This is a genomic window from Pseudomonas caspiana (assembly GCF_040224095.2).
GTDB lineage: Bacteria > Pseudomonadota > Gammaproteobacteria > Pseudomonadales > Pseudomonadaceae > Aquipseudomonas > Aquipseudomonas caspiana.
Genome location: NZ_CP167995.1, coordinates 869537 through 886765, shown reverse-complemented (window position 1 = coordinate 886765; position 17229 = coordinate 869537). Strand labels below are relative to the sequence as shown.

Here is a 17229-nt window from a genome sequence, read left to right as displayed (position 1 = left end):
CGGTGTCCATACTCGGATCATCTGCCGATAACCACTGACGGTGCGACGTAGCCTGTCAAACAGCTAAGCGAGCATTCTGAATGACTTTAAAAATAGGCGTGATTGGATTGGGCAACATGGGCGGCGGCATGGCTGCAACCCTCGCCAGCAAAGGCTTTGACGTAAGCGGCTTTGACCTGTCGCAAGCGGCACTGGAAATCGCCGAAAGCAAAGGCGTTAAACCGGTGACCGATCGCACCACACTGATCAAGCAAGTAGACGTGCTGATCCTGTCGTTGCCAAAAGCCGAGCACGTTGAGTCGGTTTGCCTGGGCGCTGAAGGCGTGCTGCAACACGGCAACGCTGGCCTGATCGTGGTCGACACCACGACTTCCACGCCGGAAGCCAGCCGCAAGGTGGCCGCCGCTCTGCTGCAAAAGAATATTGGTTTCATCGACGCTCCGGTTTCCGGCGGCCCTAAAGGTGCTGCCACCGGCACCATGTCCATGGTAATCGGCGCAGAAGACGCGGACCTGGAAAAAGTACTGCCGGTACTGGAAGGCATGAGCGGCACGCGGGTTCACGTCGGCAAATGCGGCGCGGGCAACGTAGCGAAGATCGCCAACAATATGCTCGCCGCCTGCCACCTGATCAGCACCGCAGAAGCCGTGAGCATGGCTGCCAAAGCGGGCGTCGATCCGGAAAAACTGATGCTCGGTCTGAACGCCGGTTCCGGCCGCAGCGGCGCCACTCAAGTGATGTTCCCGACCTGGGTACTGAACAAAACCTACAACTCGGGTTTCACCATGGGCCTGATGCGCAAGGACGTTGGCTTGGCCAGCGATCTGGCTGCGAGCCTGGATATGGACCTGCCACTGGCGCGCATCGTCGCCCAACTGTGGGCCGCCAGCAGCGAAACGCTGCCGGATGGTGAAGACTTCAACTGCATCGTTCAGCGGACCGATGCCCAGCTGTTCGGCAAAGGGGAATAACCGATGAGCACGCAAAAATTGCTGGACTTGATGCGCCCGTACTGGGGCGACCGCAACACCGTGGCCAGCTATGTCGGCGGCGAATTCGTCGAAGGCCATGGCGAACCGGTGCAAGTGCGTAACGCCCACGACGACAGCCTGATGCTCAGCTTCCCCGATGCCGACGCATCACTGGTTGCAACCATCGACGCAGCGGCGAAAACCGCTCAGGCACAGTGGGCAGCCCTGACCGCTCAAGCCCGTGGTCGTTTGATGTATCATGTTGGCGCGCTGATTCGTCAGGAAGCCGCCAATCTGGCGCAGATCGAATCCATCACCGCCAACAAGCCCATCCGCGACGCCAATGTTGAAGTGGCAAAAGTTGCCGAGATGTTCGAGTACTACGCAGGCTGGGCTGACAAGCTGCACGGCGAAGTAATCCCGGTACCGACCTCGCACCTCAACTACGTCACCTACGAACCACTGGGCACTGTGCTGCAAATCACCCCGTGGAACGCACCGATTTTCACCTGCGGCTGGCAGATCGCACCCGCTATCACTGCCGGTAACGCGGTGATCCTCAAGCCGTCAGAGCTGACCGCTTTGTCCTCGCTGGTGGTCGCCGTGCTGATCGAGCGCGCCGGTGTGCCGAAAGGTCTGGTCAACGTGGTCGCTGGTTTCGGTCACACCATCGGCCAAGCGCTGATCGCCAAGGCTGATATTCGCAAAGTGGTGTTCGTGGGTTCGCCCGCCACCGGTCGTCACATCGCCACCGCCGCTGCGCAACGTTGCATTCCGTGTGTACTGGAACTGGGCGGCAAGTCGGCGAACATCGTTTTCGAAGACGCAGATCTGGAGGTCGCCCTGCGCGGCGCTCAGGCCGCGATTTTCTCCGGCGCAGGTCAAAGCTGCGTGTCCGGTTCGCGTCTGCTGGTGCAGGAATCGATTTTCGAGCGCTTCACCACTGCGCTGGCCGCAGCGGGTAAACAATTCAAAGTGGGTGACCCAAGCGACCCGGAAACCCAGATCGGCCCGATCAATAACGCCAAGCAATATGCACACGTAAAGAGCATGGTCGAAAACGCGCTCCAGGACGGTGCAAAGCTGGTCGGTGTCGACGCTGACCCGCTGCCGAACGTGCCGGGTTATTACGTCAACCCGACAGTGCTGGCTGGCGACAACGCGCTGAACTGCGCGCAGGACGAAATCTTCGGCCCGGTGGTCGTGGCGATTCCGTTCAAAGATGAAGCAGAAGCGATCCGCATCGCCAACGACAGCCGCTTCGGTCTGGCGGGCGCAGTGTGGACTCGTGATGTCGGCCGCGCTCACCGCGTTGCCAAGCAAGTGCGCGCCGGGACTTTCTGGGTCAACGGCTACAAGACCATCCACGTCAGCTCGCCTTTCGGCGGCTACGGTGACAGTGGCTATGGTCGTTCGTCCGGTCTGGACGCACTGCGTGAATACAGTGAAGTCAAAAGCGTCTGGGTCGAAACGGCTGCCGTACCTGCGGTCAGCTTCGGTTACGGCGCGAGCCTGGAGTGAACATGAAGCTATCCCAAACGTTGATCGAAGACGCCACAGTATGGCGTCGCGACTTCCACTCAGCCCCGGAACTGGGCTTTGAAGAACTGCGCACCTCCGAGCGGGTTGCGCAGTTGCTCGAAAGCTTTGGTATCGAGGTGCACCGCGGCCTTGGCGGCACGGGCGTAGTCGGCACCTTGCGCACCGGCGAAGGCCCGAGCATCGGCATTCGTGCCGACATGGACGCTTTGCCGATTCAGGAGCTGGGCACTCACTCCCATGCATCCACGCACAAAGGCTGCATGCACGCCTGTGGTCACGACGGTCACACGGCGATTCTGCTGGCCACTGCTCGCCATCTGAGCGAGACCCGTAACTTCAAAGGCACGGTGTATTTCGTCTTCCAGCCTGCCGAAGAAAACCTCGGCGGCGCGGGCAAAATGATTGATGACGGGTTGTTCGAACGCTTCCCGATGGACGCTATTTACGGCCTGCACAACTGGCCTGGCGCACCGGCCGGTCAGGTGATCATCAATCCGGGGCCGATGATGGCTTCGCTGGATACCTTTGAAATCACCCTGACCGGCAAAGGCAGCCACGCCGCGATGCCGGACAAAGGTGCAGACCCGATTGTTGCCGCTGCGCAGTTGGTGCTGGGCCTGCAGACCATCGTTTCTCGTCGTCTCTCGCCCTTGGACTCAGCGGTGGTCAGCATCACTCAGTTCAACGCCGGTGAAGCGATCAACGTCATCCCGGAAACCGCCGTACTGCGCGGTACGGTGCGTTGCCTGCAGACGCCGGTGCGGGACAAGGTCGAGAATTTGATTGGCGAATTCGTCGAGCAACTGCCAGTCGCCTTTGGCGTGACCGGCAAGCTGGCTTACAAAGTGGGTTATCCGGTCACTGAGAACAACGTTGATGCTGCGGCTACGATTCGTCGTGCAGCCATTACCGCAGTGGGCGAGGAAAACGTTCAGTGGGGTTGCAACCCGTCCATGGCGTCCGAAGACTTCGCCTACATGCTTCAGGCTCGCCCCGGCGCGTACATCTGGCTGGGCGTGGACGGCGAAAAACCATCAGCGGCGCTGCACAACCCGTATTACGACTTCAACGATCAAGTGATCGGCGCAGGCGTAGCGGTGTGGACGAAGTTGGTGGAGCAGGAGTTGGCTGCGGGCTGAGAAACTGGTGATTTTCCTCGCCCAATCGTCCGAGTTGAAATGAGATCCCCTGTGGGAGCAGAGCTTGCTCGCGATAAGGCTGGACGCGGTTCACTTGAGATCGCGTCCAGCCTTATCGCGAGCAAGCTCTGCTCCCACAGGGACATTATTCATAGCTGGATTAGCACTCCACCCACTTGACCGCCAAACCGCCGCGTGACGTTTCCTTGTATTTCTCAAGCATGTCCGCGCCGGTGTCGCGCATAGTGCGGATGGCGTGGTCAAGGGAGATGAAATGTTCACCGTCGCCCCGCATGGCCATTTGGGCGGCGTTGATCGCCTTCACGGCAGCAATCGCGTTGCGTTCGATACACGGTACTTGAACAAGGCCGCCAACCGGGTCGCAGGTCAGGCCAAGGTTGTGTTCCAGCCCAATCTCCGCAGCGTTTTCCACCTGTTCAGGGGTCGCGCCGAGAATCTCTGCCAACCCCGCCGCCGCCATCGCACAGGCCGAACCGACTTCGCCCTGACACCCCACTTCCGCACCAGAAATCGACGCGTTCTTTTTGCACAGAATGCCCACCGACGCCGCGCTCAGAAAGAACCGCACCACGTCATCTTCGGTAGCGTCAGGGTTGAATTTCATGAAGTAGTGCAACACAGCCGGGATGATCCCCGCTGCGCCGTTGGTAGGCGCCGTCACCATGCGCCCGCCGGCTGCGTTTTCTTCGTTGACCGCCAGGGCGAACAGGTTGACCCATTCCATAGCGCTAAGGGTCGAGCTGATCACGTTCGGCTTGCCCAACTCCTGCAAGCTGCGATGCAACCGGAAAGCGCGACGCCGTACATTCAGACCTCCGGGCAAGATGCCCTCTTCGCTCAGGCCCTTGATCACGCAATCCTTCATGGCGCCCCAGATGTGCAGGATCCGCGAACGGATTTCCGCTTCGGTACGCCAGACTTTTTCGTTCTCCATCATCAGCGCAGAAATGCTCAGGCCGTGTTTTTTGCAAAGCCGCAACAGCTGGGCACCGCTGGAGAAGTCGTAAGGCAGCTCGGTAGTATCACTGTCCAGAATGCCGCTGGCGGCCTGTTCGGCATCGATGACAAAACCACCACCCACCGAATAATAAGTCTGCTCATACACCTCGCCGGTGGCACCATAGGCGCAGAGTGTCATGCCGTTGGGGTGATAAGGCAGGCTTTCTTCCAGCAGGCGCATGTCGCGTTGCCAGTCGAAAGTAATGCGCTGTTCGCCACCGAGCAGCAGAACTTGTTGTTCCAGCACTGCATCTACACGAGGTGCGACCAACGCCGGGTCAACCTGATCAGGCCATTCGCCCATCAGGCCGATGACCGTCGCACGGTCACTGCCGTGCCCAATGCCGGTGGCCGACAACGAACCATACAGACGTACCTCGACGCGCTCGACCTTGTTCAGCAGATCCTGTTCGCGCAATTGCACGGTGAAGATCGCGGCAGCACGCATCGGCCCTACCGTGTGCGAACTGGAGGGGCCGATGCCGATTTTGAACATGTCGAAGACGCTGATAGCCATACGGTTTGCTCGATTCGTGAGAGGCTGTCGCCTCGAAAGACACTTTGTTATGTGCTGGTATTTTTAGGCGCCAGCCAAGCGATCCACAAACGAAACTTCCTAAGCCATGGTTAAGCAGAACTGATAGATGAGCAAAATCCTCAACGCGCAAATGCATGCATGGTTACAGGTCTTCGCCTGTGCCGCCCGGCACCTGTCGTTCACCCGCTGCGCGGACGAATTGCACGTGACGCCCGGTGCGATCAGCCAGCAGATGCGCCAGCTCGAAGAACGACTGGGGTTTGCGCTGTTTCATCGGGTCGGTCGTGGTCTCGAGCTGACCGCCGAAGGGCAACGGCTGGCCATCGTCGCCAACGAGGTACACAGCCGCATCGATGATGAACTGCGGCTGCTGCACTCGGGACGCATCGGCGGCGTGTTCAAGCTGCGCTGTATTCCTTCATTCCTGAGCAAATGGCTGATGCCGCGCCTGCCGCAACTGGAGCAGGCGTTTCCGGACATTCAGCTACGAATCATTGCCGAAGACAGCAGCGGTTCGCTGCGCGATGACGATTTCGACCTGGCGATTGACCTGAACGACGGCAGCTATCCGGGCCTGATGACTACCTCGTTGCTCGAAGAAGAGTTGTTCCCGGTCTGCTCGCCCGCGTTACAAGCCGGCAAGCCGCCGCTGGATACTCCCAGTCAGCTGGTGCATTACCCATTACTGCACGACATCACCGCCTGGCGCGGCAGCTATGAATACGCCGAGTGGGAGTTTTACCTGAATGCCATCGGCGCCTCAGGCATCGATGTGCGTCGGGGCCACACGTTCAACCGCAACCACCTGACGATTGAAGCGGCGATCATGGGCATGGGCGTAGCGATTGCGCGCAAGGCGCTGATCACCAATGAGCTGGAAGAAGGCTCGCTGATCATCCCGTTCGGCCACCCGATTGCAGCGCGCAAAAAGTATGTACTGGTCTACCGCGAAGGCGCCCTGCAAACCCCGGCCCGCCGGGCGGTGCATGACTGGTTGGTGGAGCAGGCGCTGGGGATGTGATGGGGTAATGCTTTTTCTGCATTATTGATGACCTGTGGGAGCAGGGCTTGCCCGCGATAAGGCTGGACGCAGTTCACTTTAGAATCGCGGTGTCCTTATCGCGGGCAAGCCCAGCTCCCACAGTCATCATTCACAATTCAAGAGTCAGTGAAAGAACTCAGCAATCAACACAGCACCAATGAACGTACCGAAGTTGGCCAGGAACGACACCAGCACGATACGCCAGCCCAGCAAACGGAACGCTGGCAGGTCCTTGGCGACCGAGAGACCGGCGAACGCCAGCATCGGTGTGATGACCGCAAGCATGTTGATCGAACCGACCATCTGCGCGATTTCCGCAGCCCAAGGGCATGCTGGCGAGGTCATGAACATGGCAACGATGGACACGGTGCACACCGCCGGGATCTTGCGGCGCAGGGCAACGCAGATCAGTTCACCAATGAATACCGCCAGAATCATCACCGCGATACCGCCGAAGGCCGCTGGCGAAAGCGTTTTGTAGCCGACGTAGTTGGCGATCAATGCCAGTGCACCGGCTGCCAGCCACGCGCTGATCCGTCCGCCCCAACCCAGCTCCTTGACCTCAAGGGACACTTGATCGTGCTTCGGACCATTGTTCATCACCGAGGCTTTGGTGGTACGGCCGATGATCGGCTCCAGTACACGGTAGCCCCAGACCGCCAGCGGCAAGGAAATGAACAGCGTGAAGTAAGTGCCGATGGTCGTGGTGATGAGGTTCGACGCAGCGGCGAGCGCCATGACTTCCTTGGCCACTTCCGGCGTCTGCTGCGCAGCAATCGCGCCTGCTGCTGCAGCCATCATGCTGCCAGAACCGATGCCTGAACCCATTGCCAGCGAGTTGGGATGGAAGATCCCCAGGCTGGTGATGAAGCCTGCGACGATGGCGATGAACAACGCGCCGAACAATGTTCCGGTCAGGTATTCGGCCAGTACGCCGCGACCTTCCGGGGAGTCCATACCGTAGCGTTCACCAATGATTGCCAGGCTTGGCTCACGACCCACAGAGAACGTCGCACCAATGGCTTCGCGCTTGATACCCAGCATCAGTGCCACCGGCAGACCGAGAATCACGGTGCCGACAAAGTGACCGAACTCCTGGAACAACAGCGCCCAACCCGAAGCGAACACCAGCGGCAACGAACCGCCAACGACCATGCCCAGTTTAGCGATAAACACCAGCAGCGCCGGTTGCAGGATTGAAGCGGAGCGCACCTGATCGCCAAGGCTCAGACCGATCGGGCCAGGCAGACGGCGACTGAAGATGCCAATGCCCGCACCGATCAACAGCGCCCAGACCATCGGCAACAGAACGACTTTGCCAGGGCCGAGGGGAATGCTGATCGCACCGATTGCCTCGGCCACCACCAGAATGACGGCCGCCCAGATGTACAGCTTTACGGTCGATGAAACGGCACGATTTTCGCCCAGTGTCGCGGCGTGAGAATGTTGCATGGTTGTCCCCTCACCTGTTGACCAATCGTCATGCGGCTGGCCAATAGTTGTTGTTTTTTCAGGAGGTGCCGACGGCACCCAGGGCAGATTCAAAATCCATGTCAGGCATGGAAACTCGCGTGCTGCGAGCGATAAAACTTGATGCTCTCGCCTGCTTTATGACGCCCCTTGTGAGGGTTGCTCCGTCAGCAGATCCGGCCTTTGCGCCCCCGTCTGGTGGCGTCGGGGTACGGTTCGAGTATGGGTAGGGAGAGGACACGCACCAATATTACAGAATGAATTTATTGTTGCCTAAAACAGAACACCAAATGGGTCGCGAGCTCTGCGAAAAAACTGATGTTTGCCCACGATAAGGCTATGCGACGCAAATCCTGTGGGAGCCGGGCTTGCCCGCGATAAGGCTGGACGCGGGCAAGCCCGGCTCCCACAGGGGAAACCATTTCAATTCGAGGGTTTTGGGCGACTGGGCTCAGTAAGGTATTCAGGCCTAGCCCCCGAATGGCTTGGGGGCTGGCCTCACTCAAGCATCAGTCCAGCTGGAAGCGCGAGGTGTTGTCGCTCAAGGCACGACTGCCTTTGCTCAGCGTATCGGCGGCCTGATTTACAGCCCGTGCACCATCAAGCAAACGTCCGGCAGCCTGATCGACTTGCTGAATGTTGCCGCTGACTTCGTCGGCCGTGCTGGCTTGCTCTTCAACCGCAGTGGAAATCTGCGCGAGGGTATCGGTAACGCCCTGCACAGCGCTGGCGATCTCAACCAGACGCAGCCCCAGATCGGTTACCGACTGGGCGTCGTTAACTGCCTGGCCGCACGCTGATTCCATCAAGCCAACAGCCTGGCTGACGGTAGAACGCAAGCTGTCCACCGTACTGGCAATTTCCGTCGTGGACACTTGGGTGCGTTGCGACAGGCTACGAACCTCATCGGCAACCACCGCAAAACCACGCCCTTGCTCGCCCGCTCGCGCTGCCTCGATGGCTGCGTTGAGCGCCAACAGGTTGGTCTGCTCGGCAATACCGCGGATCGCGTCGACCACCGACTGAATCTGCTGTCCTTGCTCGCTAACGCGCCCCAACGCAGCCGCCGTATCAGTCAAACGCTGATTGAGCTGCTGAATACTGGTGGTCGTGCGCTGACTGTCGCGACTGCTTTCTTCCGCGATCTGGCGAGTCTGCCGAGCGCTGTCAGAAGCCTGCTCACAACTTTTCGCAACACCTTGGGAGGTTGCCGCCAACTCGGTCGCCGCTGCCGCAATCTGGCTGATCTGGTACTGCTGCTCTTCAACTTCAGTCAACGTGCCGCTGGATTGGGTATTGAGGGTCAACACGGCACTGCCCAGTTGCTTGGTCTCATGATTGACGCCCAGCAAACTGGTCCGCAACTGCACCACTGCCACGTTCAGCGCGGTGCTGATCGCCGCCAACTCATCGCGACCTTGCACCTCAACCTGAACACACAGGTTGCCGTCACGCAGCGACTCGGCCAAGGTCGTAATACCGCTGGCACTGCGACGGATTGAAGCTTGCAGGCACGCAAACAGATACAGCGCAGCCAGCAACAGAATGCCGAAGCAGATACCAATCGGAATGAACTGCATGTTGGACTTGCTGTGGTAGTACGCCAAACGGCTGTCCAGCGATTGCAGCGACTGGTTGCGCAGGTTCGCGAAATCGGTCAGCAAGATATCCACGCTACGCTCGAACGCCGGCGCATCAAGCTTGATGGTGCCGCCAAACAAACCATCGTCCAGCACTTTCAGTTCCACGTTCAGGCGCTGCATGACAGCGTCGTAGTTATCCGCCCACGGTTTCATCTCGGCGGGTAGTTTGGCTTTAAGGAAGTCGCCTGCTTTGATCAGTTGATCCTGAGCGTCGGTAATACGGCCGCGCAGCTCGCGCATTTGCAAGCGGCTTTGCAGGCTGAATTGCCCGGTAACCACCGACGTCTGACCGATGCTGGCCATGCGACCGATACGCTCGATCAAATCCGGGATCTGCTGAGTCGACATCTGCATCAGCAAATACGTCTCTAGCCATGGGTCTAGGATTAAACCGCTGTCCGTCGCAATCTGCTCGCGCAAGGCTTGCACATTACCCAAGGCGTTGGTGAATCGGTCATAGCCGTCCGGCCACCAGCCCACGGTACGCAGCGACGCGATGTCCATGCCGGTCACCGAAGCTTTCAGCTTTTCATAGCGCTTGAGCGCATCGGCACTGGCCTCTTCTTTTTTGAGCGTGGTGCCCAGCGACTCAAGCGCTTGAGAAATACGTGGGCCTGCCGCATCCATTGCCGTCATCGCGGCTTTGGCGGCTGGCGTTGGCTCCTTCAAAATGTCGGAAGCCTTCCACCGTGCAGCATTGTCCCGCTGATGAGACAGCTCACCGTCGACCAGATCCAGCGCCAGTAACTGAGTGACCCCGGATCGCTCACCCGCGATCAACGCGAGTTTGCTGCGGTAATCCTGGCTGATCATCCATAAGCTGCCCACAAGCGGCAGCATGAACAAAAGGAACAACACCTGAAACTTGCGTGCGAAGCCGAAGCGGCTAAGCATGTGCATACCCGGCGACAAAAGACTGTACATGACCGACCTACTCCCCCAGAACATCCAGCAGAAACGGCGAGAGCCATCGCAGATGTCTTCGAAAAACCACTACCGGCAAAATGCCATGTTATTGATTGAATTACGATAGCCGCCCAGCGCTTCTTGATTGGCGCCATTGCAGAAATCGTCAACTGTCATATGACCAAGCAATATTCAGACCGTGTAGGCGGACACTGTTTTTATCAGTAGGAATCTTCCGCTCAGTCGATGAGTACAGCAAAAGTACGTCACTAATGGTTACGCTTTGGAATTGAGTGGAAGAGAGACCCCATAGCAGGTGATCGCACCCCATGACGAGCTGGATGCCGAGCTTTTGATATGGGGCGGGAGGCCGCCTTTCTGCGCAGATGCCAACAACATCAAATTTTGGCATCGCCAGCACAGGGAAAGACGTAACGAATGGTTCGAGGCAGGCCTGCTGGATGACATTTTCGCTAGCAGCGACAGGGCTTTGGCCCTTTACGGCCGGGATCAAACCCTAACCGCTTGATCACACGCATAAATTTTTCGGAACAAGGGTTGACACATATCCCTTATCCGCGAATAATGCGCGCCACTTGGCTACATAGCTCAGTTGGTTAGAGCATAGCATTCATAATGCTGGGGTCCGGGGTTCAAGTCCCTGTGTAGCCACCAAGTACCTGCTTCATGACATCATCGATGCTCATGAAGCAACAAGAAGCCCGCCTAGTGCGGGCTTTCTTGTTTCTGGCGTTTGCTCATCCAGTCCCAACTCATCCCGCGTACCGATGCGTTACGTATCCAAATGCCCCTCCCTGTCGATACTTTTCAACCAAACCTGCCTGGCTGCGCTGGTAACAACCATAGAACAGGCTGACAACCGACTTCAGACCTCAGACAAGCGCACATGCAATCGGCAAAATCCCTTTCAATCGCGAAATACACCGCTACTCACGCCCAACTGCAACAAGGCATGCGCGCGAGGAACACGGCCGCGACTAGCGAAGTTCGGGGGGCAAACTCTCAACCACAGCACGCAAACGCCCTTCTTCCGACAAATCCCCCACCAGTCTAAGCACCTCGCACCTGCGCTGCTCAAGCCAAGCCCGATGCTGCTGCAAACTGCGACCCGGCTCGGTGCCGCTGTCGTACTGCGCGGCCCATGCGAGAAACTCGGGCCTGGCTTTACCAAAGCGTTGCTCTTCGCGCAGCTTGAGTCGGGCGAGGCGTATGTCGCTCGGGATGTAGAGGAAAACCACCAGATCGAAAGCATCTTCAAGCTCCCTGCCCCAGCCCATAACAGACCCCGAAACGACCGTATCGACACTGGCTTGCATATCGGCCAGCAATGCAGCGCCACGCTGATCTTTGGCGACCATCTGCTGATACGGAGGGTCGGTGGGCAGCCATTGGTAATCGTCACCCTCCAGATGCCGGGCCGATAATGCCCGGGACAAGTCGCGACCTAATGTCGAGGTGCCGGAACCGGGTGCTCCGGTGATAAGGATGTGCATATTTTTCGGACCAACCAGATACTGAAAAGGGTATGTCGGAGACAAGCTCGGGATGCTAGTTGATCGGTTCATGGCAGTCGATTGAACAGGCGCCTTGACCTCAACCTAACTAGAGGTCTGAGACTGCCGACTCTTTCCTCAGGAGTCAGCCCATGTCCAAATCCGATATCGCCCCTGCTTTCCAGTTATCCAACCCGGCAGGTCTTTACGATCCGAGCCCGAACGGTTACTCCCATGTCGCCGAATTACAGCCTCAGGCACGGCTGTTGTACATCGCCGGGCAAGGCGGTGAAGACCAACAAGGCACTCTCTCGCCAGTGTTTGCCGAGCAAGCCAGACAGGCGCTCGCCAACCTCGCCACTGCGCTGCAATCCAGAGGTGCAGGTTTCGGTCATGTGTTCAAACTGACGTTGCTGATTGTCGATCACGACCAGGAAAAACTGAGCACGTGGGTTGAGGCGATTGATCAGGCATGGGGCACATTGATGAAGCCGGCGTGCACATTGATTCCGGTACCACGTCTTGCACTGGACGGAATGCAGATCGAGATTGATGCCATCGCGGCCATTCAGTCGCAGGCTCACTCTGCTGTCGCCGAATAGACATTGGATCTGTAGGAGCTCACCGAGGTTACGAGGCCAGCGATAGCGGGTTGTCAGATAAACCGCTATCGCTGGCCTCGTAACCTCGGTGAGCTCCTACAGGATTTGCGTCAACTCAGTACAGCCCTATAAATCATCTTGATTGGCCCTATCGTCGCCAAACTGGCGGATATGCGGCATGGAAATAGCACATATGTCCTAGATGCGACACCACAACACCTTGACAACAAAGAGGAAATAATTTGTCGCATCTTTTTTAAACCTGATAGCATCCCGCTACCCGTGATGAGCAGACGATACTTGAGTATCGCGCCTCAATGCTGTGCTGATGGACTTTGTTCATACAGCCGCACCTATGCAAACGAATCACAATTAGAGCAACCCTTGAGGTCTGCCAGCCCTGTTCCTGATTGCGCGCCAGCGCCTGAGACGATCGCGAGTTGTACGTTGACTGGCAACGTATGCCTTTTACGTTGACCATCGCAGGTTGGAAGAACCGCCAACCATCGCGTTTTGTTGAAAAGATCCGGAACCTGAAAACGTCGTCGTTAACGTCCTTCAATCGAGGGCGAATCCGGCTGCGCGCTATTCACGTTGGCTAAGGGGTTGCACAGCAGGTCGAGGCTTTCGATTTCCGAAAAGCACCGTCCGGGGTTTTCTTGTGAGCATTCATAGGGGCCTCTACATGTTGTTGAATAAACCAACGTCACGAAGGAAGTTTCTGCTTTCTTCTCTGATTGCATTACCTGCGATAGGCGTAGCGATTAAAGGCCTGAGCGCTGCAGAAGCAGCGGAGATGGTTGCGCCGAAACTTGAAGAATATCGCCCGACCTTTTTCACCGCCGCTGAATGGGCATTCATCATGGCGGCCTGCGATCGCCTGATCCCGGCCGGCGGCCGTGGGCCTGGCGCGCTGGAAACCAACGTTCCGGTGTTTATCGATCAGCAACTGGCCAGCGATCTGGGCAGCGAGATCTATCTGGAAGGTCCTTTCAAACTCGATGCGCCAGCGGAAATGGGTTATCAGATCCCCTACCGTCCGCAAGAGATCTATCAAAAAGGCATCAAGAGCGTTGACGCTTTTTGTCAGGACAAGCACAAGAAAAACTTCGCGTCTCTGGATGTAGCTCAACAGGAAGACATCCTGAAGCAGCTGCAAAAAGGCGAAGTGAGCTTCAAAGCGTTTGGCGAAGACGTGCTCAAGTCCAAACAGTTCTTTGGTGAGCTGTTGAACCACACCAAGCAGGGCTACCTCTCGGACCCGATCTATGGCGGCAACAAAGGCATGAAAGCCTGGATCGCCATCGGCTTCCCCGGAGCCCGCGCCAGTTACGTGGAATGGGTGACGCAGCACAACGTCAAGTACCCCCTCGGCCCGGTCAGCATCAGCGGCCTGCGCGGTTGATCCCCCTTCGCCAAGCATTTCCAGCATAGGTTTCTCATGGCAAATATTACTAATGACGAAGTCGACGTAGTCGTCGTCGGCCTCGGCTGGGCCGGCTCGTTGATGAGCATCGAACTGGCTCAGGCAGGTTTGAAAGTACGCGCTCTGGAGCGCGGTGAAGATCGCAACAACACCGACTTCGCCTATCCAAAACCAGCGGATCAGTACGCCTACGGCATACGCAACAAGATCATGGCCACCCCTAAAGCGGCGGCGATGACTGTTCGCCACACCGCCAACGACGTCGCACTCCCGACCCGCAAGTGGGGCGCTTTCGAGCCCGGTACTGGCGTGGGCGGTTCTGGCCTGCACTGGACCGGCGTACTGATTCGTCCGACGCCAACCGACATCAAGCTCAAGACTTATGCGGACCAGGCATACAAGCCGGGCATCCTGCAAGAAGACATGCGCATCGGCGATTACCCGTTCACCTGGGATGAAATCGAACCGTTCCTGGATAAGTTCGACAAGATCTGTGGCCTCTCGGGTAACACCGGCAACCTGCAAGGTCGCATCATTGAAGGCGGCGACCCGTTCGAAGGTCCACGTTCCAGTCCTTTCCCGCTGCCAGCTCTGGAAGACACGCTGAACTGCAAGATGTTTGCAGACGTGGCCCGCAAGATGGGTTACCACCCGTTCCCGAACCCGTCGGCGAACGTTTCTCAGGCCTGGACCAACCCGTACGGCAACCAGATCGCGCCGTGCAACTACTGCGGTTACTGCAGCAAGTACCCGTGCCTGAACTACTCGAAAGCCTCGCCGCAAACCGCCGTGCTGGATTCGCTCAAGCGCATGGAGAACTTCTCCTACCGGGTTAACGCCAACGTGCTGAAAGTGGAACTGCACCCGGATGGCAAGACGGCCAAAGGCGTGACCTACGCCGACGCCGACGGCAATCTGGTGTTCCAGCCAGCAGGCATCGTCGTGTTGGCCGGCTTCCAGTTCGTCAACGTGCGCCTGATGCTGTTGTCAGGGATTGGCAAGCCTTACGACCCGATCACCGAAACCGGCACCGTTGGCCGTAACTACGCGTTCCTGAGCAACGGCGGTTCCACGCTGTTCTTCAAGGACAAAGAGTTCAACCCGTTCGCCACCGCCGGTGCCACCGGGCAGATGTTCAACGACGTTTCGCCGGGCAACTACGACGGCGCAGCACTGGGTTTCATTGGCGGCGCGAAGATCCACAGCTCGCAAGCCACCGGCGCACCTATCGGTACAGCGTTGCCAAGCGGTACGCCAGACTGGGGCCAGGGCTGGAAGGAAGGCATGCAGGATTGGTACGGCCACTCGATGAAAGTGAGCATTACCACCAGTTGCCAGTCATATCGCGGCCACTACGTGGACCTGGACCCAACCTACAAAGATCCATGGGGCCTGCCACTGTTGCGTATCACGTTCGACTGGAAGCAGAACGAGCTGAAACTGCAGCAACACCTGCGCAAGATCGTGCTGGATATCACCAAGGAACTGGGCCCGGACAGCTACAGCGAAAGCTTCCTGTCGATGGATTCCCATTGGGACATCACCAAGTACGTATCCACCCACAACGTGGGCGGCGCGGTCATGGGCGACAACCCGAAAACCACGGCACTCAACCGCTATCTGCAGAGCTGGGACGTGCATAACGTCTTCGTACCGGGCGGCAACGCCTTCCCGCAGAACTTCCAGGCCAACCCGACGGCCTTGATCGGCGCTATCACCCTGTTCTCGGCCAAGGCCATTGTTGAGCAGTACATCAAAAACCCTGGCCCACTGGTTCAGGTATAAGGAGCGAGAACATGACATCCAAATCCCGCTCCCGGCTGCTGGCACTGCTGGTGGTCTGTGTGGTGCTTGCACTGCTGGCCTGGCTGGTCAGTGTGTTCCTCAACAAATCGGGTGACGCGTCGGCGCAGATGACTCAGGAAGTAACGCCTGAACTCATCAGCAAAGGCGCTTACCTGGCGCGCGCTGGCGACTGTGTGGCGTGCCACACCGCTCACGATGGCAAAACCTTCGCGGGCGGCCGTGGTATCGAGTCGCCAATCGGCACGATCTACGCGACCAACATCACGCCGGATAAAGACACCGGTATCGGTGGCTGGACCTATGGCGACTTCGAGCGCGCTGTACGTCGCGGTGTCGGTCACGATGGCAGCGCGCTGTACCCGGCGATGCCGTTCCCGTCGTATGCCAAGGTCTCGGATGAAGACACGCAAGCGTTGTACGCGTACTTCATGAAAGGTGTTGAGCCGGTCAAGCAGGCGAATCAGGCCAACGACATCCCATGGCCACTGTCGATTCGCTGGCCACTGGCTTACTGGCGCACGTTCTTTTCGCCAACACCTGAGTCGACCGTTGCACCTGTTGCGGGCACCGATCCACAACTGGTTCGCGGCGCGTATCTGGTACAGGGCCTTGGCCACTGCGGTTCTTGCCACACACCTCGTGCGCTGACCATGCAGGAAAAAGGTCTCGACGAGAAAAGCAGCGACTACCTGACGGGGGCTCTGCTCAACGGCTGGGCTGTGCCTTCGATCCGTGGCGTTGCTCACTGGTCGCAGGATGAAATCGTCGATTACCTGGGTTCTGGCCGTAATGCCAAAGCTTCGGTTGCCGGTGAAATGACTGACGTTGTGGCCAACAGCACGTCGCACATGACCGATGAAGACCTGCATGCGATGGCGGCCTATCTGAAGTCATTGTCTGGCCCTGCTGACAAGAATGGCGAAACTGTTTATCAGCACAACGCTGAACGCAGTGCAGCCACAGCCAGCAAGTTGACCGCAGCCAAGGACCTGACTCTGGGCGAACGTCTGTACCTGGACAACTGTGGCGCGTGCCACTTCGTCAAAGGTGAAGGCGCTGCACGGATCTTCCCGCGCCTGGACGGTGCTTCGATCATCAACGCCGAAAACCCGACCGCGCTGGTTCACGTGATTCTCGCTGGCGCACAAACGCCATCCACCGCGAGAGGCCCGTCGATCCTGCCGATGCCAGGTTTTGCCGAACGCATGAACGACGCCGAAGTGGCCGAACTGGCCACCTTCCTGCGCCAGGGCTGGTCCAACAAGGCGCCTGCAGTGTCCGCGAAGCTGGTCCAGGAAGTCCGCACGGCCTTGGCCGAAGGGCATCCAAAGCAACAGAAAAAGCTTGAGGCCAGCAACGAGAAGTAAGTTGTCTCGGTTTAGCTAACGCTGTTCAGAAAGCCCGCCTCGTGCGGGCTTTTTGTTGTCTGATCGCCTCGTAGCAGCGGCTTTAGCCGAGAGGGCGTCATTCCAGACAAAAGATATTCAGGGAATGCACTGGCCTCCTCCCGGCTGACGCCGTTCCTACCGATTTGCGCAGGTTCTGTGGGAGCGGTGCTTGCCCGCGATAAGGGCACAGCGATTCTGAAGTGAACCGCGTCCTGCCTTATC

At 58.2% G+C, this 17229-nt stretch carries 12 protein-coding genes and 1 tRNA gene; 9 read left to right on the top strand and 4 right to left on the bottom strand.

Features of this window, described 5'->3' with window-relative positions:
- Positions 1-80 precede the first annotated feature (80 nt).
- The 3 genes from ABRP31_RS03995 to ABRP31_RS03985 are packed head-to-tail and all read left to right on the top strand — an operon-like array spanning position 81 to position 3652.
- Complete coding sequence (locus ABRP31_RS03995; RefSeq protein ID WP_349973424.1) at positions 81-971, top strand: NAD(P)-dependent oxidoreductase; 891 nt, start codon at positions 81-83, stop codon at positions 969-971.
- Between the two features lie 3 nt (positions 972-974).
- Positions 975-2492, top strand: a complete 1518-nt coding sequence (locus ABRP31_RS03990) for an aldehyde dehydrogenase family protein (protein ID WP_349973426.1) — start codon at positions 975-977, stop codon at positions 2490-2492.
- 2 nt (positions 2493-2494) lie between these two features.
- Positions 2495-3652, top strand: a complete 1158-nt coding sequence (locus ABRP31_RS03985) for a M20 aminoacylase family protein (RefSeq protein ID WP_349973428.1) — start codon at positions 2495-2497, stop codon at positions 3650-3652.
- A 160-nt stretch (positions 3653-3812) separates the two neighbouring features.
- Here ABRP31_RS03985 and ABRP31_RS03980 read toward each other — a convergent pair whose 3' ends face one another.
- Positions 3813-5189, bottom strand: coding sequence for an L-serine ammonia-lyase (locus ABRP31_RS03980; RefSeq protein ID WP_087272869.1), 1377 nt, complete (start codon positions 5187-5189; stop codon positions 3813-3815).
- Positions 5190-5316: 127 nt separating this feature from the next.
- Between ABRP31_RS03980 and ABRP31_RS03975 the strand changes: the two genes are divergently transcribed.
- Entirely contained in the window at positions 5317-6231 is a 915-nt protein-coding gene (locus ABRP31_RS03975; RefSeq protein WP_027902858.1) for a LysR substrate-binding domain-containing protein, read from the top strand.
- 144 nt (positions 6232-6375) lie between these two features.
- On the opposite strand, the gene ABRP31_RS03970 is transcribed toward ABRP31_RS03975, so the two are convergent.
- Positions 6376-7704 carry a DUF3100 domain-containing protein gene (locus ABRP31_RS03970; RefSeq protein WP_087272866.1) on the bottom strand — a complete coding sequence of 443 codons (1329 nt, stop codon included), beginning with the start codon at positions 7702-7704 and terminating at the stop codon, positions 6376-6378.
- Positions 7705-8231: 527 nt separating this feature from the next.
- Entirely contained in the window at positions 8232-10289 is a 2058-nt protein-coding gene (locus ABRP31_RS03965; RefSeq protein ID WP_349973831.1) for a methyl-accepting chemotaxis protein, read from the bottom strand.
- A 580-nt stretch (positions 10290-10869) separates the two neighbouring features.
- Between ABRP31_RS03965 and ABRP31_RS03960 the strand changes: the two genes are divergently transcribed.
- Positions 10870-10946: transfer RNA gene (locus ABRP31_RS03960), tRNA-Met, on the top strand.
- Positions 10947-11269: 323 nt separating this feature from the next.
- On the opposite strand, the gene ABRP31_RS03955 is transcribed toward ABRP31_RS03960, so the two are convergent.
- Positions 11270-11785 (bottom strand): AAA family ATPase, encoded by a 516-nt coding sequence (locus tag ABRP31_RS03955; RefSeq protein ID WP_349973832.1) that lies wholly within the window; start codon positions 11783-11785, stop codon positions 11270-11272.
- Between the two features lie 152 nt (positions 11786-11937).
- Here ABRP31_RS03955 and ABRP31_RS03950 point away from each other — a divergent pair, with 152 nt between their 5' ends.
- The 4 genes from ABRP31_RS03950 to ABRP31_RS03935 all read left to right on the top strand — a co-directional run bounded on the left by ABRP31_RS03950 (position 11938) and on the right by ABRP31_RS03935 (position 16986).
- Positions 11938-12387 carry a RidA family protein gene (locus tag ABRP31_RS03950; protein ID WP_349973833.1) on the top strand — a complete coding sequence of 150 codons (450 nt, stop codon included), beginning with the start codon at positions 11938-11940 and terminating at the stop codon, positions 12385-12387.
- 685 nt (positions 12388-13072) lie between these two features.
- On the top strand, positions 13073-13792 hold the full coding sequence (locus tag ABRP31_RS03945) for a gluconate 2-dehydrogenase subunit 3 family protein (protein WP_087272827.1): 720 nt from the start codon (positions 13073-13075) through the stop codon (positions 13790-13792).
- Between the two features lie 36 nt (positions 13793-13828).
- Positions 13829-15598 (top strand): GMC family oxidoreductase, encoded by a 1770-nt coding sequence (locus tag ABRP31_RS03940; RefSeq protein ID WP_087272824.1) that lies wholly within the window; start codon positions 13829-13831, stop codon positions 15596-15598.
- 11 nt (positions 15599-15609) lie between these two features.
- A complete protein-coding gene (locus ABRP31_RS03935; RefSeq protein ID WP_349973614.1) occupies positions 15610-16986 on the top strand; it encodes a cytochrome c in 1377 nt (458 codons plus the stop codon).
- Positions 16987-17229 lie beyond the last annotated feature (243 nt).

Bases quoted from the DNA above. Each gene is read 5' to 3' on its own strand.
- ABRP31_RS03955 (WP_349973832.1), bottom strand. From the start codon at position 11,785: ATGCACATCCTTATCACCGGAGCACCCGGTTCCGGCACCTCGACATTA.
- ABRP31_RS03985 (WP_349973428.1), top strand. From the start codon at position 2,495: ATGAAGCTATCCCAAACGTTGATCGAAGACGCCACAGTATGGCGTCGC.
- ABRP31_RS03995 (WP_349973424.1), top strand. From the start codon at position 81: ATGACTTTAAAAATAGGCGTGATTGGATTGGGCAACATGGGCGGCGGC.
- ABRP31_RS03980 (WP_087272869.1), bottom strand. From the start codon at position 5,189: ATGGCTATCAGCGTCTTCGACATGTTCAAAATCGGCATCGGCCCCTCC.
- ABRP31_RS03970 (WP_087272866.1), bottom strand. From the start codon at position 7,704: ATGCAACATTCTCACGCCGCGACACTGGGCGAAAATCGTGCCGTTTCA.
- ABRP31_RS03950 (WP_349973833.1), top strand. From the start codon at position 11,938: ATGTCCAAATCCGATATCGCCCCTGCTTTCCAGTTATCCAACCCGGCA.
- ABRP31_RS03945 (WP_087272827.1), top strand. From the start codon at position 13,073: ATGTTGTTGAATAAACCAACGTCACGAAGGAAGTTTCTGCTTTCTTCT.
- ABRP31_RS03935 (WP_349973614.1), top strand. From the start codon at position 15,610: ATGACATCCAAATCCCGCTCCCGGCTGCTGGCACTGCTGGTGGTCTGT.
- ABRP31_RS03940 (WP_087272824.1), top strand. From the start codon at position 13,829: ATGGCAAATATTACTAATGACGAAGTCGACGTAGTCGTCGTCGGCCTC.
- ABRP31_RS03990 (WP_349973426.1), top strand. From the start codon at position 975: ATGAGCACGCAAAAATTGCTGGACTTGATGCGCCCGTACTGGGGCGAC.
- ABRP31_RS03965 (WP_349973831.1), bottom strand. From the start codon at position 10,289: ATGTACAGTCTTTTGTCGCCGGGTATGCACATGCTTAGCCGCTTCGGC.
- ABRP31_RS03975 (WP_027902858.1), top strand. From the start codon at position 5,317: ATGAGCAAAATCCTCAACGCGCAAATGCATGCATGGTTACAGGTCTTC.